Origin of the sequence: Candidatus Pelagisphaera phototrophica (assembly GCF_014529625.1) — a bacterium.
Lineage (GTDB): Bacteria > Verrucomicrobiota > Verrucomicrobiia > Opitutales > Opitutaceae > Pelagisphaera > Pelagisphaera phototrophica.
The window spans coordinates 2824682-2842051 of record NZ_CP076039.1 but is presented as its reverse complement, the minus strand read 5'-3'; the positions used below and the strand labels follow the sequence as shown (position 1 = coordinate 2842051).

Sequence of the window (17370 nt, the reverse complement as noted above, 5' to 3'; positions counted from 1 at the left end):
GAGCAAGCCCAGGTGGAAATCGGACTCTAGCCGGTTTCTTTGCGCGGGTTATTCTTCAAAACCGTTCGGATTGGATTGGTGCCATTTCCAAGCGGTCTCAACAATTGATTTGATATCAAGAAATTCGATGTCCCAGTTGAGCTCTTTGATTGCTTTTTCGGGATAAGCGTAGGCGGCAGGAACGTCTCCAGGTCTTCTGGGACCAAACTCGTGCGGGACTTTAAGGCCGGTGACGTCCTCGACTGTATTGATAACTTCTAGGACGCTGGACGGTTTTCCGGTTCCGAGATTGTAATGGAGCTCTGTTCCTGGAGTTTGCAGTTTTTCGAAAGATGCGATGTGGGCGCGGCTCAAGTCGTTGACATGGATATAGTCTCGAAGGCAGGTCCCGTCTGGAGTGGGGTAGTCGGTGCCAAAAATGACCAGCTTGTCGCGTTGACCTCTGGCGGCTTGAATGGCGAGCGGGATGAGGTGGGTTTCCGGGTCGTGGTCCTCACCGATTTTTCCATCCGGATCCGCGCCGGATGCATTGAAGTAGCGGAAGCAGGCGTAAGACAATCCGTAGGCCTTGGCACAGTATCCGAGGAGAACCTCCACATCCTGCTTGGTTTGGCCATAGGGACTGAAGGCTTGGCGGGGGACGTCCTCGTGCAATGGCATCTCATTTGTGTCCCCAAAAATAGTGCAGGACGAACTGAATATGAAGGTGTTCACCTTGGTGTTTCTCATCGCTTGCAGCAGGTGAACGGTTTTGGAGATGTTGTTGTCGTAGTACTTGAGGGGATCCGTCGTGGATTCACCGACGTAGGCGAATGCGGCGAAATGCATGACGATGTCGACCTTCTCCTTTTCCAGAATCGGTTGGGTGAACGAGATGTCACCCATGTCGCCGTCGTAGACGGTTAGGCCCTGCGGGATGGAGTCGCGGTGGCCGTAGACGAAATTGTCCAGTATTAAGGGTTCGTGACCCGCTGCGAGCAACTGTCTCACACAGTGACTCCCGATGAATCCGGCTCCGCCGACGACTAGTATCTTCATTATTCTGGTTTAGTATTGATAAGGAGGACTTTTTAGCTACGCAAAGAACATTCTCTTACGGATGGTAAAATTAATATTTCCAAGAAATGGAGCTTAGCAGGATCGTAATTACGGGTGTTGGACTGACCGCACCGAACGGCAACAGCCTATCCGAGTACAGGGCAAACCTTCTGAATGGGGTCGCTGGCATCAGCCGCACTGAGATCCGCTATATGGGTGAGGTGCTAGCGGGGATTTGCGATTTTGACCCACTTCGATACCAAAAAAAGAAGGAAGTCCGGGTGGGGACTCGAGCGGGAAGCATCTCCATTTACTGCGCGAGAGAAGCGGTTCTCGATAGTGGGATCGATTTCGAGGGAGTATCGAAAGACCGTGTTGGAATCTATATTGGGACCACGGAGCATGGAAACGTGGAAACGGAAAACGAGATCCACAACATTTCCCAATTTGACTACGATACCAAGTTTTGGAGCCATCATCACAATCCAAGAACCGTTGCCAATAATCCCGCGGGAGAGACCTCTTTGAATCTTAAGGTGACGGGTCCTTCTTATGCGATCGGGGCTGCTTGTGCCGCGGGAAACTTAGGGTTGATCCACGCTCTGCAGATGTTGCGATTGGGCGAAGTTGATTTAGCGATTGCGGGTGGAGTGTCGGAGAGCATTCACACATTTGGGATTTTCGCCGGTTTTAAGAGCCAAGGTGCCTTGGCGGAACATGAAGATCCGAATAAGGCATCGCGTCCGTTTGACGTGGAACGAAACGGGATCGTAGTGAGTGAAGGGGGGGCGTTGTATACAATGGAGCGACTAGAGGATGCCCAAGCTAGAGGAGCAAAGATTTATGGGGAAATTACGGGTTACCATGTCAATTCCGACGCGACAGACTACGTCTTGCCCAATCCAGAACGGCAGACGCAGTGTATACGGGCGGCCTTAAAAAAGGCTGAAATGGCCCCGAATGAAATCCACATTGTCAATACCCACGCTACTGCGACCCCCCTTGGAGACATACAGGAATGTACTGCTATTCGGGAGGTTTTTGCGAATTGCCCCGATACGTATATCAATAATACAAAAGGGTTTATTGGGCATGCCATGGGCGCTGCGGGAGCATTGGAGCTAGCTGGAAATCTTCCGTCTTTTGAAGACAAGATGGTGCACCCATCTATTAACGTTGACCAGTTGGATCCAAATTGTGAAATGCCCAACCTTGTTCTGAACCGATCCATCGAGGCAAAACGGGTTGACGCCATTCTGAATAACTCCTTTGGTATGCTCGGAATAAATTCAGCGCTGATTGTAAGGTGCTTTTCAGACTAGAAAACGGACGTATTTTTATGACTAAAGACGAATGTAAGCAAGTGGTTCTCGACATCATCGCGGAAATCGCTCCTGACGAGGAGTTGAGCGATGTAAAGTCAGAGGTGGCATTGCGGGAACAACTGGATCTCGATTCTATGGATTTCCTCGATATTGTCATGGAGCTTCGCAAGAAGCATGACATTGAAGTCCCAGAGGGCGAATACGGGAACTTAGTTTCATTGGACAGCTGTGCGGAGTATTTGACTCCGAAGTTCGACGCATTAGTCTAGTTGGTGAGCATTTAGGAATTTTGGCCCGACGTACGCGTCGGGCCATTTTTTGTATTACACAGATAGATACGAAAAATGGAAAGGTATGATGTGGCGATAATCGGAGCAGGGATGTCAGGCATCGCTGCGGGTATTCGTCTTGCCCATTTTGGTAAGAAAGTCTGCATCTTCGAGCGGCATTACGCTCCGGGTGGGCTGAATAGTTTCTATTTTAAAGAGGGTAGAAAGTACGATGTTGGCCTCCACGCGATGACGAATTTTGTCAAGCCTGGTGTTAAGCGAGCGCCGCTCAATCGCATTCTGCGGCAGCTGCGAATCAGTCGCGAGGAGCTAAATTTGTCCGAGCAGTTAGGGTCGAGAGTTGCTTTTCCCGGGAGGGACCTTCGGTTTAATAATGAATTTGGCTTACTGGAGTCAGAAGTGGAGCGCGAGTTTCGCAACGAAATGGATGGGTTCAGAAAATTGGTAGAGACCATTCAAGCTTTTGATGATATGAAGTTTAACTATCGCTATCAATCTGCTCGCGAAGTGGTAAGGCGATGCATCACCGATGTCGTTCTCGAGGATATGATCTTCTGCCCTCTGATGTACTATGGAAGTTCGACTGAAGACGATATGGACTTTGGACAGTTCGTGGTGATGTTTAAGTCTATTTTCTTTGAGGGTTTCGCCCGTCCCCAAGAGGGTATTCGCAATATTATTAAATTGCTGCTCCTGCGGTACAAAGAGGCAGGGGGTATTCGAAGGATGAAGACTGGGGTGGCTTCGTTCAAGATTGAGAAGGGACGTGTGGACCGACTCATATTGGATAGTGGGGAAGAGGTTCAGGCAGATATTGTTCTGTCTTCAGTAGGATTGCCCGAAACCTACTCGCTCTGCTCGGAGAAAATCGCAAGCGAAACGGATATTAAGGCGGGTAGGTTGTCCTTTACAGAAACGATCTCGATTTTCAAACACCAGCCTTCGTCGTTTAATTGGGGCAACGATACGATAGTCTTCTTCAATAACAGAGACCGTTTTGCCTATCGGGAGGCGAGGGACCCGGTCGATCTGACGAGTGGCGTTATTTGCATACCGAATAATTTTGACTACGGAGAGACCAATCTGACGGAAGGAATTGTGAGGGTCACCTGCTTGGCAAACTATGAGACGTGGAAGATGTATACAGAGGAAGAATACAAATCCGAGAAGGAGAATTGGAGAAGTCGTATTTGGAACGCGGCGAAGGGGTTTATGCCACCTAATTCCTTGGACTACTCAAAGTACTGCATCGCCCACGATATGTTCACTCCGAAGACGGTGGAACACTTTACCTGGAAACAGCGTGGAGCCATATACGGAGCTCCCCGTAAGACGAAGGATGGCACGACTCCCGTTTCGAATCTCTTTATATGCGGTACGGACCAGGGCTTTCTCGGTATTGTGGGAAGCATGTTGAGCGGAATTGCCATGGCGAATACCCACGCCTTACGATAGAAGGAACGCTTCTTCTCCCAGAACAATGCATGCTCAATACTTAATGTAGACCCAGACTACGAGGGCTATCAAAGCTAAAAATGCGACGGCAAAAATCGCCATGCATCCCCCTCGCGCTTCATTTACTGAACTGCCCGTTTCAGGTCCAAGTTCATCGTAAATTTCGGGAACCGCCAAATTTGGGTTAGGATCTTCGATAGGGGACAGTGATGGGTGTGCTTCAAAGGGTGCTTCAAGGTCCTTGAGCCGATTCGCAGGGATTCCATCTTGAGGCGAGGGTGGTGGCGCTTTCTCCTTGGGCTGCATCGATCTCCGCATCGAGCCAAATAAGGTGTTCCCCTATAAGTGCACGCTGCTTCGGTAAATCGTTGAATCGTTTATCGTCCATCACTTGCGGTTATGCCTATTAATCGCTCGTTGGAGGAGAAGCCTTAAGCCAACATACGAAAAAGCCCTCTTCCGCATAGCGAAAGAGGGCTTTAAAATTCCGATATCGGTAAGCGACTACGCTTCGACTGCAACCTTGCGGCGTGTCTTGTCGAATACGACAACACCGTCCTTCAGAGCAAATAATGTATGGTCACGCCCCATTCCCACGTTCAAGCCTGGGTGGAAGCGAGTTCCGCGTTGGCGGACGATGATATTGCCGGCAATGACCTGCTGGCCACCAAATTTCTTCACGCCGAGACGCTGAGCTGCGCTGTCACGTCCGTTCTTACTGGTTCCTTGTCCTTTTTTATGGGCCATTTCTAGAAATTCTCTCTTTGAGGATTAAGACTCGATCGAATCAATCTTGATTACGGAAAGTTCTTGGCGATGACCGCGGCGGCGGTTGTAGCCCTTGCGCTTCTTTTTTTTGAAGATCACGACCTTACGTCCGCGCTTGTTTTCGAGGATGGTTGCTTTAACCATGGCCCCTTTAACAAAAGGAGCTCCCAACTGAAAGCCATCGCCTTCACCAAGAGTGAGTACTTCGCTAATCTCGATCTTCGATCCGGTTTCAGTTTCGGGATAGCGATTTAGGATGAGAACGTCACCTTCTTGTACCGTGTACTGCTTGCCCTGTGTTTGGATGGTTGCTTTCATTTGAAATAAAACCGCGTAATAAGGGCAGTTCTTCTCTGTGAATCAATCTTTTTTCTGAATATTTTCGATCTATGAGGACGAATAATGACAGCCCCGTAAATATTAAGCGAATCCGAGAATACTTTAGTGACCCCAGAACCATCGAACATTATCGGAGGGCAGTTGCCAACATCGGTCTTTGGAAATCTGAAATTGCCTTGATAGAGAAATGGTTTGGTCGGGATGACCAGGTCTTGGATCTGGGATGCGGGGCCGGGCGAATCGCGTTCGGTTTATGGAAAATGGGCTTTAAGCGTGTGGAAGGGGCCGACCTTTCTGAATCCATGGTCGCTGAAGCGCGCGATATAGCCGACTGCAAGGGGGCTATCATCGATTTCCGATGCGAAGATGCAACTGGATTATCCTACCCTGAAGAGCGTTTTGATGGGGTCATTTTCGGGTTCAATGGTTTGATGCAGATTCCAGGGAGAGAGAATCGGCGAAGGGCTTTAAAAGAGGTTTGGCGGGTGATCAAACCCGATGGGCGATTCATTTTTTCAACGCTTGACCGGGCGGACCGGCTGTATCGATCCGTTTTTCGGGATCCAGATAATTTCGAACACAACATCGAACGTAATCCGAATTTGCTGGAAATGGGCGATCGGCACTTCGAGACGAGACATGGAACGTCCTTTATGCACGTTCCTACGCGCGATGATATAGTTCAGGACCTGAAGGCAACGGGATGGTCCTTAAGCGAGGATCAGATGAGGAGTGAATTGTCCGACGAGTCTTCTAGCGTTCGCGAGTTTTCTGAAGATTGCCGCTTTTGGGTCGTTAAAAAAAGGCGACTTAGCGTCGCCGGTTTTTGATAAAATCAGATCCGGGATCTATTCTTTCAATCGAGAATGTAAGAAGGAGAAAGGCGATTGGTGTCCGTCTTGGGAGAGTAGACCGGGGTGTAGTAGGTTTGCTTGGGATTCTCAGCCCTTTCCCGGGAGATGACTTCCGTCATTGCCATCTGTCCACGTGCAGCGGCTCGAGCTTCCATTTCGGCAATGGCTGCTTTGCGAGCTTCTTCCCGGGCGGCAGATACATCTTCTCGACCTTGCTCTTGGGCTTCTCTTAGCGCTAGTTGAGCTTCCTTGAGTTTGGCGGCTGATGCGGCGGCTTCCCTTTCCCGCAGGGCTTGTAGTTGAGCCGCTTTTTCCTCGATTGCCTTCCTTTCCGCCGCGAGCTTTGCGGCCTCCTTTTCAGTCTCGAGGCGGAGTGCTTCCGACTTTCTTTGGGCGGCTTCTTCACTGGCTTTCAGGGCAGCGATTTCGAGCAATTTTTCCTGTTGAGCCGCCGCTTCACTAGCGGCTTTTGCCTCCGCAAGTTGTCGGGCCTCTTCTGCTAGGGCCGCTTTCTTGGCTTCCTCTTGAGCGAACTTATCTTTCTCCGCGATTGTCTGCTCCAGTTCAGCTATTCGAGCAAGCTCTTCGGTATTTTCCTTTTTGGCGCAGGAAGTAAAGGCAATGGAAATTGCTATGATAGCGAGAGCACTAGTAAGAACGTTAAGATAATTTTTAGCCTTCACAGCGAAAATGGGTCTTTGGTGGGTTAGGAAAAAAGAATTAGAGGTGTTACGCCTCTGCGTAAAGATCCTAAACCACATTTTTTGCATCACAAATATCTCGATTTTAGTTCTTGATATACGAAATGAGATAAACAGATTTGCGAGTCGCCTTGCTGGAGGGTCGGCTGAATGGTTGTTCTGAGCTCCGATAGATCGGGGCGACAAAAACGGAGTGCATAAGCAACGGTCCGAACCGTTGTTTTCGAAAACGAAATCAGTCAATTTTCTTATTGCTAGGTTACAGGTTTTTCAAAAGCTTTGTGGGTCTTAACCGGAGAGATGGCTGAGTGGTCGAAAGCAACGGTTTGCTAAATCGTCGTACGGGTCATACCGTACCGCGGGTTCGAATCCCGCTCTCTCCGCCATTTTGTAAGCACCTAATCAATAGGATTTTAAATTGGTTATGGGTCATATGGGAATGCATAATGGTACACTAAGTGGTACACAGTTCGTTAAGGTCCAGTGTAGTTCGGTTAGGATTTTTCATCTGGATCATAACACACGGTTGCAGAAACCAGGGGGGTGGGGTGTCGCTGATCCTGCTCTCGCTGTGGTAATATTGATCAACTAGCCCCAGAAAAAATTTGTCCCTCAAAGGCGTCTGAAGGTGTTCTTAACCCAGCCTGCGTCTCACAAAGGCTAGAGCCGCTTCACCCACTCCAAGAAGGGCCGCTGTGGAGCCACAGACCACTGTCTTCACCAATGATGGGCGTTAGCCTTGGACTACTTGCCCGCCCTTAGCTTTCTCCAGAGCCGAACCCCAGCGGCTCCCGCCCCAATTAGCGCGAGGCCAACGATGCCAGGACCGCTGTCTGGAACTTGGGATGAGGTGCTGCCCTGCCCAGCAATAGCTGCACCATTGAGTGTAGAGTTGTAGCCGTAGCTGTTAAGCGTGAATGAAGATGAACCGTCGATTGTGACTTTGAGCCAACCATTTATATAATCGCTTGAGCCTTCATCAAGCCTAAACCCGAGCAAGAGTGATGAATAGTCAACGCTTCCGTCAAAGCTTGAAGTAGTTATAAAACCCTCGTTGTTCCACCAATACTGGCTATCATAGCCCCCCACCCCTATGGTCGCTCCATTGCTAAAATTCTGAAAAAACGACTGAGCTAGAGAACTAACGGCAACACTCCCTGGCCAGTTTAAAAATGATGCTCGGAAACTATAATTGTAGTCATTGGTACTCGCTTGATGGAAAAGGTAAAGCTTTGTGTCTGTTTCTTGCGTTATCGCGCTGAGTTCTAACGCGTAGTAATGTGTGCCTTGTGCAGCCGTATCCGTTACGATCACCTTGATCATGGCAGCATCGACATCTAGGGTGCTTACCGCAGCCACTCCTGCAGCGGCGGCTGAATACCTCGCCATTCTGGAAGTGCGTGAATTTGTCGGTTTAACTTCGTCTTTTTCAATCCCTACGTTTTCGGGTAACATCATAGATGACTATTACACCAAATTTTCCACTTGCTGTCACCCTGATCATGCTATCAGGGTTCCTTGCAAAAAAGGGTAGGGGTATTGGAGCCACTTAGCTCTTCCTCTCAATGCGGCTTATTCTTATTTAGTGCCGCATTATGAAAACAAACACCTTCATCACCTTAAGCACAGCAACTGCCAATATCGGAGTCCTTGTAGGGCTGGTATTCCTTATCTTTGAACTGAGACAGAACTCAGCCATTGCTTTGTCTCAAATTCGCCAAGAGAGGACGCTAAGTATAATTTCTCAAGCAACATCAGACGCACGGGACACAGACTTCAATGAATTAAAGCTGCGGTTAAATCTAAACGGAGATTTCGATTCCATTACAGCTGAAGAGTGGAACCAAATAAGAGACTACGAGATCGCGAGAAGTGTACGGCATGAAGATGTGTTTTTTCAATACAAGAGAGGACTCATCGATGAGAGTGCATTTAGCTTCAGTCTCCAGATGGCTGCGAGCAGATTATCACTTTGGAAGTGGTTAAACATTGGCGATCCCAATCCTGAGTTTGCCGCCGCAATAAATGAGCACATTAATAAGGATGGTTTTAAGCAATCTAATTTTGCAGCTGTGTTTAATGAATGGGCGGCGGACAAAGAAAGTCCTAACTCAGGTCTAGGCTCTGCAAAAATTTTCGAATAAATGAACAGATTTCACCCAAAAAATTTGTACTAAGCAGGTGCCTCCATTAAAGCCGAAGGCATTATGAAATCCAACACAGTCCAAATTCTCACTACAGTACTTAGTAACGTCGCCGTCTTTGGAGGGCTCATTTTTTTAATTTTGGAACTAAGACAGAACTCAGAAATAGCTTTATCTCAAGTTCGACTCGCTAGGGATAACGCAATTCTGGAAGAGTTCAGTCATATTTATGGAGATAACGATGTTCTATCTCTGCATTTGAAGCTCCGAAAAGGGGATTTTGAGTCGATCACAGAACTCGAAAAAGAGCGCCTTTTTTGGTTTGAGCGAGTAAGGTACCAAAGGTTTGAAGATGTTTTTTTTCAATACGGCAGAGGGATGATCGATCAAATCGCCTTCGATGAAAGCATGAGTTTCGCGGCCAACAGAGTTTCTCTCTGGGAGTGGTTAGAAATCCCAATGGGAGATAAAGAAATGAACGATTTTGTTAGCAATCTTCGTGAATCTTCTACCTTCCTTCGGGACACTTGGTCGGATAAGTTTGAGGATTGGATTGAGAAAGAAATTTAGCTGGAATCAATCTACTTAATAGTGATTAAGGATTTGCTTTTGATAGACATGATTGTGAATTGAAGACGCCCACACATTAACCCTCGGACGCTTAAACGCTTTTTTCATGCATTATGAGTAGCAGTCAAATCAAGAAAATGGCGCAAAATCTTCCTGATGAACTTCGCACCTTATCGGTTCAGCATGGAAATGGCCGTAAACAGACAACCACTCTGGGACTTCCTAGGCTTGGATATTAGAACGAGGAATTCAGATTGGGCAACGGATTTGGATGCTTTCAAGAGTTCAACGAATTACAGTCGTTCAGATTGGAGAGAAAAATTCATCACATGGGTTCAGAACAAAAGCGATGCAACAACGACGCTACCCTGTTCTATCCCCTCGCCGTACAGTTACATCAGTGATAGACAAAAAGCAGAGCTGCCATCTCCCTGCCTAGCGGCTAGGTTGAACCAAAGAGCAGCTTGCTCACTGTCCTTATTAACTCCCCAGCCAAAGCCCCCATCACAAACATTGACTCAACGTGGCCTCTCTCAGCGGCCTCAAAATGTGTCAATTTTGTAACGTTTGATGTAAATTTATTGACAGGAGTCAATGGTACATCTTCAGTTCATGGGGAGTGCGGCCACCATCTCTTCCCCCACCGATCAATTACAGTCAAACGATGTTTGCGGCGCATGATTTGAACATAATCTGTCACTGCTTCTTCCCGTTTTCTCTAATAAAAAAGCGCAGCCATGAAATACTACCTTTTAATCAGAAAGTCACTTACCTTGATCGCATTGGGCTGTCTTGCCCCTTTCACCCAAGGAGCAGAAAACCTTTACGTCTTATTGGACAAGATGAGAGTCGCGGATGGTAAGATCGGTGAGTATTTGGAGGTTGAGGAAGTGTGGTCAAACTACCACAAAACGTTAATCAGCGAGGGGCAAATCGAGAGCTGGAGCCTTTGGCGCTCCAATCAGCAGTCCTACGACTTTGCGACTCTTAAGGTTTTGAAGACTGGGGCGGGGGGTACTTTAGATCTTGATACAATTCTCCAAGAGCTGTATCCGCCCGAAAGAATAAAAATTTTTCAGAGCAAGCATGATGTTAATGCTAACGCTGTACGGGAAATAATCGAAACGTCATTATGGAAATTCGAGGCGGCCACCAAGGGAGGCAAGGGTTGGGAGAAATTGCTTTCTGTATCTGATTCGATAGCGATCAAATGGGATGCGATGACACCTCAAAAAGATTCAGAGAATAAATATCTTAGAATCGAGTCAGGCATCTTTAAAGACGCACATCAATTATTGGTCAACGAGAAGAGGTCTTTAACCAACTGGTCGCTACTGAAACTGGAGGATGTAAGCGGGCCAGAGAAGACTGCCCCCTATGCAACCGTTCACCTGAGAGATAAGAACAAGGCCCCTCCATCGACTCCTTTAATGGAAGCAGCTAAAAAGTCGGGCTACCGAGATGAAATGAAGATGGGGGAGCTAAGGGATATGACCACCAACCACCTCGACTTAGTCATGGGGGTTAGCAAGGCTGGTTACTCTACATCTCCATTGATGGATCAAATCAATGAGGAGGAAGTGGTAAAGGCGACTGTTCTCCGCCAAACAAACGCGGGCCATGACAAGGATTTGGATACTGTTTTGGGCAGTTGGGTATCAAGCCCGAATCCGAATGCCCTTCGCAACATGAGAGGGAAAAACGGAAATTATGCGGAAACTAAAGGAATTTGGCATATTGCAAAACGCTATAGGGACGGGGTCGAAAACTGGGGTGAAGATGCAGGCTGGTATGCAAAGATGGAGAATGAGGTTCTTCACGTAGGGCAGAGTGTTGCTTCCATCATATACGATCAACTCGTGTTTAATGGCCGAGACGAGTTAATGCGCAAAAGCAAGGAGCAAAGGACGTTAGTGAAAGAAGACGGTCAATGGAAAATAGCTTTCATGACTGTGCTCGGTGGCATAGACGGAGGAAATTAGAACTTCAATATCTTAGTTTCAGTAGTATCAATCACACCTTGTTCCCAATCATTAACGCCTAAACGCTAATAACCATATGAAATCTATTACGCTCCTTCTCCTCGGACTTTTTCTCGTCGTCCCTTCACATATAGCAGCAGAGGAAAAATCGTATCTGCAAACGAGAGACGATATTTCAATGAAGGTGCATAAGTATTTTGAGATTACCCCCGACGAGAGTAGTTCCTTCGCGGAATCCTTCTTCGGCGAAGGACTTGAGGTCTACATCAACGACCTTCATATCAAGGGTAAGGAAGAGTACTTGAAGAGACTCGATGTCATTAGACAATTGTTCAAAGACACTAAGTTCGAGGAACTTCATGTTCATACCAATTATTTCTCGTCGGAGGCGTTGCTGACAAAAGACGAAACATTCGGCGAATACCGACCGAACGAACAGACAATCTGGACTAACGCATGGGGAGTTTTTACGGGTGTCGGTCGCACCACTGGGAACAAGGTTTCCTTTCGAATGCACATGGACTTTAGAACCTCAAAGGGCAAGGTAGTGGAAATGCTAGCATTCTACGACCCCGCTCAGATGCAGGCAGAAATGAAGGCGCTGGAGGCGACAAAGAACTAAACCAAATCCACCACTCGTCTCTGAGCAGCGGTACAGATCTCCCAGCGATACCATAACGTTAGGAACCGTTTGCACCAGTCGTACTCGCGCGGGTCTTTAGGAGTGCGTCGGTAACCTGCGGTTCTATCTGGACATTTTGACAATATTACCACGACCATTTTGTCATCCTAATGCTCTTGGGATCTTGCCGCGACTCGGCACAGTTGGAAACGGAGGCAATTGATCACGTCGCCTTTGGCAGTGGCAATACTTCTCGTCCAGACTTTTTCGATCTTCTAAACAAGGAGGTGCTTTTATCTCGGCAGTTTGCCTGAATTGGTCGATAAAAAGGCTATGCCGAAATTCGTATCAATATCTTTCGCTCTTCTTATTTACTGTGCCTTGACCGTCGCCCTCGTCGGTCAGGACAGCTCAATTCGGCCGTTCACCATTCACGTTGAAGAGGCAGTCTTGGAAGATCTCCAAGACCGATTGAAAAATGCGCGCTTTCCAGACCAGATTCAAAATAGTGGTTGGGATTACGGAACGGACAAGGCCTATCTAACGGAACTCGTTGAGTATTGGAAAAACGAGTACAATTGGAGAAAACACGAAAAACGACTCAACACACTCGATCACTTTAAGACCGAGATAGATGGATTGGATATCCATTTCATTCACCAGCGATCGAAGCATGAGGATGCTCTACCGCTCGTCATCACGCACGGCTGGCCGGGGTCCGTTGTGGAATTTTTAGATATCATTGGACCGCTCACCGATCCTGAAGCCCATGGTGGTAAAGCGGAGGATGCTTTTCATGTCATCTGTCCTTCAATGCCAGGCTTTGGATTCTCAGGCAAACCAACCACGGCAGGTTATAGTGTTGCCCGTATTGGTGAAACGGTTGCCAAGGTCATGGCCAGGCTGGGTTATACTCGCTACGGAGCACAAGGCGGCGATTGGGGATCGGGTGTTACTACCTGGCTGGGTGAAAACGATTCAGAGCACGTTGCTGGTATTCATCTAAATTATGTGCATGTAGCCGCACCCAAAGAGATAGGAGATCCAATGGCAGGGGTACCTGAAAAGGATATCCAACGTATGCGCATGCGTGAAGAAGAGCTGAAAGACCACTGGGCCTACGGCGATATTCAAGGTACTCGTCCGCAAACCCTTGGTTATGGATTAAACGATTCGCCAGTGGGCCTAGCCGGATGGATCACTGACAAATGTTATATCTGGAGTGATAACAATAGTGACATCGAAAATTCGTTCACCAAGGACCAGCTCCTGACGAATATAATGGTATACTGGACGACCGGAACAATCACTTCCTCAACCAGAATATATTATGAATCGCGCCGCTCTTTTTGGAGGCGCGGCCGTGTCGAAGTTCCGACTGCTGTCGCCGTATTTCCCAAAGAAATCCGACACCCGATTCGCAAGTGGGTTGAAACCCGCTACAACATTCAGCAGTGGACTGAAATGCCGCAAGGCGGACATTTTGCTGCACTAGAAGAACCGGAGTTGCTAGTTGGGGATCTGAGAAAGTTTTTCCGAAAGGTACGTTAGTTGAGCAATAGAATTTGAAAATTCTTATGGATTAGGAAGACATTTTACTAAACAACGCTCAATCCGTCGCTTGATCTGCCTTCGGTAGAATAGGATCCGATTCGCGGACCATGAATTCTTTTTCCTGTTGGCACAAGGTGCCATCCTGTTGCGGAACACATCCAGCTACCAGGTAGTGATGTCAAAATATTAATCCCTCTAAATAATGCTCTTCCTCTTTCGCCAACTCCGTCGCCTCGAGCTTCACAAACGAAGCAGTTGAGCGGCTAATGGATGGCACGCCCTGGTCAGTCCAGGTCTGATGAGCGATTCGGTGATCGACTCCACGGAGATGCTGGCTACCCTCCTCTAGTTCGTCGAGGATGAATTTTCTGAAGCTGTCAGCACGGACGGTCAGAGTTTTCTACCAGTCCTAAAAGTACCCCGACGTTGGCATTTACTATGCCAAGGTATTACCGCTCATGTCCAAGGATAGCTCGATTTTGGACGCTACAGGCTACGCCCCGATTTTTGAACTAATAACTTCCTCGGTCCAACATTAGCTTATTCAGAACCCTCGACTACAAAAACTTCAATTAGAATGAACGTTATCGGATCCCAAAGCCTTCCTTGGGCAATCAATAAGCTTACAGGCATATTTACTTTTTATACAATGGATGACTCAACGTATCCATCAGTTTTAAAAAGCGCATATCTGAAACGAATTCTTTTGGAAAATCATGATTTGTGCCTGTAGAGACAATCGATTCTTTTTCGTTAATGCCCTTTTCCAGCCATCTCAACGCTTCGTCGTAATTACCTAAATGAGCATACATTTCCGAAAAACCCAGATGAAGCTTGTTATGAAAATGATCCAGAAGGTAGATCATTTGGTCTTTTGCTGCAAGTAAATCACCAGTTTTGATGTATAGGCGGAAGAGGGCTACCCTGTTACCGCCAGCACTAGGGTCTGCTTCAATAGCACTTCCTAGTCGACCAATCGCTTTATTATAGTCTGGTTCGCAAAGCGCATACACATTCAGTGCTGCGGGAAAATTTCGATTGATTTTAAAAGCTGCGTTTAATTTTCCAAGAGCTTCATCTTCTTGCCCATCGAGTCTCAAAGCGGCTGCAAGGTTGGTAGGTATAATCAGCGATGTCGGATCCAGTTCTAGAGCTTTCCGAAGATAGGTAATCGCCTCTTTTTGTAGACCAGCGGTCGACTTCAGAATACCAAACCAAAGGTAAGCATTTGCGTAGTTCGGGTTCAACTGAATTGCTGTCTCGAAGTAATCCTCTGCTATCTCCCAATCGTATTCATAAGTAAACTGGACCCAGGCCAACGATGCGTAACCCGCTGAGGATCTTGGGTCCAATTCGATTGCTTTTTCGGCATTAAGTTTTGCTTTCGGCATTACTTCTAGAGCTGGCTCCAAATTGTACGATGGCATAAGTCCGTAAGTGTCAGCTAACCCCGCATATGGATCAGCATAATCGGGATCAAGCTGTGTAGCTTTTTCAAACAATTTAATAGCATTATAAAAACCTTCAGGCGTGCGCTTATTCCATTCCTGCCTTCCTTTTTGATACGCTGCGTCTGCCTCCGGTATTTCCGTGGCTTTCCGAGATAGGAGAAGTGCCGAAGCGTCATCGAGCGAGCCTTTCAGCTCGCTAACTAGATGGGTCGCAATTACTGTTTGAAGGTCCAGAAAGTCATTTTTGGATTCAATGAAAACGCTACCCCACCCAAGGTTTTCGGTGTTTGCATCAATCAACTGAATGTTAACCTGTACTTTTTCTGTGCTTGTTTGTATCTCTCCAGTAACCAAAGTCCCCGCACCCAGTGCTTGGCCTATTTCTTTCGGAGAAAGGTTACTATCGATAAATTTCCTTGCAGATTCCTTAGCGATTATCGTTAGACCCTCAATCGGCTGAAGTTTGCTCGTCAAAGTAGATACTAAACCAAAACCCAAGTCAGAAGTTTCTCCAGATGCACCTAGAGTCTTGAAAGGCAAAACGGCTACTCTATTGGCTTCCATAAGGTTATCAGCAACTTCATTAGGATCTTTAGAATAATCTTTAGTCGACTGATAGCTCGGGGCTTGGGGGCCTGGTTTCAACACTCCGCTGAAGAATAAACAAATGGCTAATACCGCCAAAGAAGATAGAGCAACCAAAGCCCTCGGCCACAACGAACTCGAATTTCCCTGCGTCTGGTTTGATCGTCTGGCTTGCTTCCCTTGCTTCTCACCTTCGTGACTTTGGCCAAAGCCGTCGACGAAAGTAACATCTAGTTTGTCGAGAGCACGATTTATAGCTTCAATTCCCTTCGCCTCTTTGCCTTCAAGATACTCGACTCTCTGAATGCCGGCCAGCTGGTATTCCATAGATTTTGGAATACCCGATAAATCGAGGCAAACTGGCAAAATATTTTTACGCCTTTCTGATGCTAGAGCTAATTCCTTAACCACGTTCTCCGATTCTGTAGAACGTTGGGATATCGCAAGGATCAGTACTTTGCACTTATCAATTGCTTCGACAATCTCTTGGCTCCACATGGAGGCTCCTTCAATACCTATCTGGTCAATCCATACGGAAACACCAGCCGCCCGTAGGCGCTCAACCAAACCGTAAACCCTTTCTCGGTCTCCTGAGGCATAGCTTACGAATACGTCTGATTTCATAGCTGGCTATTAAGTTACGAAGGATAAGTTTACAATTAGATCAGGCTTCAATGTTTTAACTAGATCAGCCAAATCGTAAATCATTAAGCCGTTTCGATTCCGGAAATTCAGGCTCGGATTTTTTTCTGAACACGTTGGTCTGCAGAAAGATTCGCTTGCCTACGACATCTGCAAAAGGCATGGGTTCGAGATTGAACGCGACTTTAATCGGATTGAACGGATCCGTGACATTGCTCGTACTATAGCTAATTTTATTTAGTTCAGTGCCCCTGGCTCTATCCGCATCGCATATCTTCAAGCGCACATAATATTTCCGGTAGTTGGCATCTCCACTATCGTCATCAAATTCAATCGATTTGTAGAGCACTTTCACACCCGCGTTTGGGTCGATCGCACATCCCGTAAAAGAAAGTTCTTCGTCAGTGTTCGGTAGCCAAGTCGCACATGTCTCAGACAATGAGAGAAGAGGCGTGCAAACGAGCCAAAAGGTAATCTGTGCAAACGGAGGGCGTTTAGATCTTATCACAGTGGTACAATCTATGTTTTAACGCAGTAGTAAAAACGAAAAGGCATCCGGAAACTATTTCCACGTAAACCTTGACAATCAAGAGGAAACCGAAAAACGAGCTCGAAGCCGATGAGCCAGTAATTTTTTACGCGGGTTATCGATTTATAACCATACATACCAGCCTGATTGACGAGACCCTCTCCGCCTCTTTTTAAAGGTTTGAGATCTTCCTGCCAATTTCCTGTCACACGTGTTGCAACTCTATGCAATTTCTAGCCACGCCCTGCATCATAAAACTATTTAAGTCACTGTCCTAAAGGCAGCAAAGCGGTTTAGGATTCCGCTCACTCCGCCATTAAAGTAACTGGCCATCAGTATCTTATGCTTATAGCTCTGTTTTTCCTGTCACTAATCTGCCATTTTTGTTGATTGAGCTACAGTAATCTGTTGTTTGCTGCACATGCCTGCAGACAGTCCGAAGAGCCCAAAGAAATGGGAGTGTCCCGCCAAGTCCAACATATGAATACGGTATGCGTTTTTCCCACGCATTCTTATTCGGA

19 protein-coding genes and 1 tRNA gene are annotated in these 17370 nt (G+C 47.1%); 10 read left to right on the top strand and 10 right to left on the bottom strand.

Annotated features, from left to right (window positions below; genetic code table 11):
* Positions 1–48: 48 nt before the first annotated feature.
* On the bottom strand, positions 49–1038 hold the full coding sequence (galE, locus tag GA004_RS12245) for a UDP-glucose 4-epimerase GalE (protein WP_283394153.1): 990 nt from the start codon (positions 1036–1038) through the stop codon (positions 49–51).
* An 86-nt stretch (positions 1039–1124) separates the two neighbouring features.
* On the opposite strand from galE, the gene GA004_RS12240 reads away from it, so the two are divergent.
* From GA004_RS12240 to GA004_RS12230, 3 genes are all read left to right on the top strand, one after another.
* Positions 1125–2360 carry a beta-ketoacyl-[acyl-carrier-protein] synthase family protein gene (locus tag GA004_RS12240; RefSeq protein ID WP_283394152.1) on the top strand — a complete coding sequence of 412 codons (1236 nt, stop codon included), beginning with the start codon at positions 1125–1127 and terminating at the stop codon, positions 2358–2360.
* Positions 2361–2377: 17 nt separating this feature from the next.
* Positions 2378–2632 carry an acyl carrier protein gene (locus GA004_RS12235; protein ID WP_283394151.1) on the top strand — a complete coding sequence of 85 codons (255 nt, stop codon included), beginning with the start codon at positions 2378–2380 and terminating at the stop codon, positions 2630–2632.
* A 75-nt stretch (positions 2633–2707) separates the two neighbouring features.
* Positions 2708–4108, top strand: a complete 1401-nt coding sequence (locus GA004_RS12230) for a phytoene desaturase family protein (protein ID WP_283394150.1) — start codon at positions 2708–2710, stop codon at positions 4106–4108.
* A gap of 33 nt (positions 4109–4141) precedes the next feature.
* On the opposite strand, the gene GA004_RS12225 is transcribed toward GA004_RS12230, so the two are convergent.
* The 3 genes from GA004_RS12225 to rplU form a co-directional block, all read right to left on the bottom strand.
* Positions 4142–4426, bottom strand: a complete 285-nt coding sequence (locus GA004_RS12225; RefSeq protein WP_283394149.1) for a hypothetical protein — start codon at positions 4424–4426, stop codon at positions 4142–4144.
* A 186-nt stretch (positions 4427–4612) separates the two neighbouring features.
* Complete coding sequence (gene rpmA, locus GA004_RS12220) at positions 4613–4855, bottom strand: 50S ribosomal protein L27 (RefSeq protein WP_283394148.1); 243 nt, start codon at positions 4853–4855, stop codon at positions 4613–4615.
* A gap of 24 nt (positions 4856–4879) precedes the next feature.
* The gene (gene rplU / locus GA004_RS12215) at positions 4880–5194 is read right to left on the bottom strand and encodes a 50S ribosomal protein L21 (RefSeq protein ID WP_283394147.1); all 315 of its coding nucleotides are present in this window, start codon (positions 5192–5194) and stop codon (positions 4880–4882) included.
* A 71-nt stretch (positions 5195–5265) separates the two neighbouring features.
* Between rplU and GA004_RS12210 the strand changes: the two genes are divergently transcribed.
* A complete protein-coding gene (locus tag GA004_RS12210; protein ID WP_283394146.1) occupies positions 5266–6045 on the top strand; it encodes a class I SAM-dependent methyltransferase in 780 nt (259 codons plus the stop codon).
* A gap of 26 nt (positions 6046–6071) precedes the next feature.
* Here the strand turns inward: GA004_RS12210 and GA004_RS12205 are convergent, their stop codons facing one another.
* Positions 6072–6752 carry a hypothetical protein gene (locus GA004_RS12205; protein WP_283394145.1) on the bottom strand — a complete coding sequence of 227 codons (681 nt, stop codon included), beginning with the start codon at positions 6750–6752 and terminating at the stop codon, positions 6072–6074.
* A 312-nt stretch (positions 6753–7064) separates the two neighbouring features.
* On the opposite strand from GA004_RS12205, the gene GA004_RS12200 reads away from it, so the two are divergent.
* Positions 7065–7156, top strand: a tRNA-Ser gene (locus GA004_RS12200).
* Positions 7157–7404: 248 nt separating this feature from the next.
* Here GA004_RS12200 and GA004_RS18240 read toward each other — a convergent pair.
* Entirely contained in the window at positions 7405–7482 is a 78-nt protein-coding gene (locus tag GA004_RS18240; protein WP_425492934.1) for a VPDSG-CTERM sorting domain-containing protein, read from the bottom strand.
* Positions 7483–7514: 32 nt separating this feature from the next.
* On the bottom strand, positions 7515–8228 hold the full coding sequence (locus GA004_RS12195; RefSeq protein ID WP_283394144.1) for a hypothetical protein: 714 nt from the start codon (positions 8226–8228) through the stop codon (positions 7515–7517).
* Positions 8229–8365: 137 nt separating this feature from the next.
* Between GA004_RS12195 and GA004_RS12190 the strand changes: the two genes are divergently transcribed.
* The 5 genes from GA004_RS12190 (at position 8366) to GA004_RS12170 (ending at position 13639) form a co-directional block, all read left to right on the top strand.
* Positions 8366–8914: a hypothetical protein gene (locus GA004_RS12190; RefSeq protein ID WP_283394143.1), complete on the top strand. Its 549-nt coding sequence runs from the start codon at positions 8366–8368 to the stop codon at positions 8912–8914.
* A 63-nt stretch (positions 8915–8977) separates the two neighbouring features.
* Positions 8978–9484 carry a hypothetical protein gene (locus GA004_RS12185; RefSeq protein ID WP_283394142.1) on the top strand — a complete coding sequence of 169 codons (507 nt, stop codon included), beginning with the start codon at positions 8978–8980 and terminating at the stop codon, positions 9482–9484.
* A 737-nt stretch (positions 9485–10221) separates the two neighbouring features.
* Positions 10222–11466 carry a hypothetical protein gene (locus tag GA004_RS12180; RefSeq protein WP_283394141.1) on the top strand — a complete coding sequence of 415 codons (1245 nt, stop codon included), beginning with the start codon at positions 10222–10224 and terminating at the stop codon, positions 11464–11466.
* Positions 11467–11542: 76 nt separating this feature from the next.
* Positions 11543–12088: a nuclear transport factor 2-like protein gene (locus GA004_RS12175; protein WP_283394140.1), complete on the top strand. Its 546-nt coding sequence runs from the start codon at positions 11543–11545 to the stop codon at positions 12086–12088.
* Positions 12089–12421: 333 nt separating this feature from the next.
* Positions 12422–13639: an epoxide hydrolase family protein gene (locus GA004_RS12170; protein ID WP_283394139.1), complete on the top strand. Its 1218-nt coding sequence runs from the start codon at positions 12422–12424 to the stop codon at positions 13637–13639.
* A gap of 638 nt (positions 13640–14277) precedes the next feature.
* Here the strand turns inward: GA004_RS12170 and GA004_RS12165 are convergent.
* From GA004_RS12165 to GA004_RS12155, 3 genes are all read right to left on the bottom strand, one after another.
* Positions 14278–16302, bottom strand: coding sequence for a TIR domain-containing protein (locus GA004_RS12165; RefSeq protein ID WP_283394138.1), 2025 nt, complete (start codon positions 16300–16302; stop codon positions 14278–14280).
* Positions 16303–16366: 64 nt separating this feature from the next.
* Positions 16367–16828 carry a hypothetical protein gene (locus GA004_RS12160; RefSeq protein ID WP_283394137.1) on the bottom strand — a complete coding sequence of 154 codons (462 nt, stop codon included), beginning with the start codon at positions 16826–16828 and terminating at the stop codon, positions 16367–16369.
* Between the two features lie 390 nt (positions 16829–17218).
* Positions 17219–17359 (bottom strand): hypothetical protein, encoded by a 141-nt coding sequence (locus tag GA004_RS12155; protein WP_283394136.1) that lies wholly within the window; start codon positions 17357–17359, stop codon positions 17219–17221.
* Positions 17360–17370 lie beyond the last annotated feature (11 nt).

What these genes read in the sequence shown, in the direction of transcription:
- galE (WP_283394153.1), bottom strand. Translation starts at nt 1,038, where the DNA reads ATGAAGATACTAGTCGTCGGCGGAGCCGGATTCATCGGGAGTCACTGT.
- GA004_RS12240 (WP_283394152.1), top strand. Translation starts at nt 1,125, where the DNA reads ATGGAGCTTAGCAGGATCGTAATTACGGGTGTTGGACTGACCGCACCG.
- GA004_RS12235 (WP_283394151.1), top strand. Translation starts at nt 2,378, where the DNA reads ATGACTAAAGACGAATGTAAGCAAGTGGTTCTCGACATCATCGCGGAA.
- GA004_RS12230 (WP_283394150.1), top strand. Translation starts at nt 2,708, where the DNA reads ATGGAAAGGTATGATGTGGCGATAATCGGAGCAGGGATGTCAGGCATC.
- GA004_RS12225 (WP_283394149.1), bottom strand. Translation starts at nt 4,426, where the DNA reads ATGCGGAGATCGATGCAGCCCAAGGAGAAAGCGCCACCACCCTCGCCT.
- rpmA (WP_283394148.1), bottom strand. Translation starts at nt 4,855, where the DNA reads ATGGCCCATAAAAAAGGACAAGGAACCAGTAAGAACGGACGTGACAGC.
- rplU (WP_283394147.1), bottom strand. Translation starts at nt 5,194, where the DNA reads ATGAAAGCAACCATCCAAACACAGGGCAAGCAGTACACGGTACAAGAA.
- GA004_RS12210 (WP_283394146.1), top strand. Translation starts at nt 5,266, where the DNA reads ATGAGGACGAATAATGACAGCCCCGTAAATATTAAGCGAATCCGAGAA.
- GA004_RS12195 (WP_283394144.1), bottom strand. Translation starts at nt 8,228, where the DNA reads ATGATGTTACCCGAAAACGTAGGGATTGAAAAAGACGAAGTTAAACCG.
- GA004_RS12190 (WP_283394143.1), top strand. Translation starts at nt 8,366, where the DNA reads ATGAAAACAAACACCTTCATCACCTTAAGCACAGCAACTGCCAATATC.
- GA004_RS12185 (WP_283394142.1), top strand. Translation starts at nt 8,978, where the DNA reads ATGAAATCCAACACAGTCCAAATTCTCACTACAGTACTTAGTAACGTC.
- GA004_RS12180 (WP_283394141.1), top strand. Translation starts at nt 10,222, where the DNA reads ATGAAATACTACCTTTTAATCAGAAAGTCACTTACCTTGATCGCATTG.
- GA004_RS12175 (WP_283394140.1), top strand. Translation starts at nt 11,543, where the DNA reads ATGAAATCTATTACGCTCCTTCTCCTCGGACTTTTTCTCGTCGTCCCT.
- GA004_RS12170 (WP_283394139.1), top strand. Translation starts at nt 12,422, where the DNA reads ATGCCGAAATTCGTATCAATATCTTTCGCTCTTCTTATTTACTGTGCC.
- GA004_RS12165 (WP_283394138.1), bottom strand. Translation starts at nt 16,302, where the DNA reads ATGAAATCAGACGTATTCGTAAGCTATGCCTCAGGAGACCGAGAAAGG.
- GA004_RS12155 (WP_283394136.1), bottom strand. Translation starts at nt 17,359, where the DNA reads ATGCGTGGGAAAAACGCATACCGTATTCATATGTTGGACTTGGCGGGA.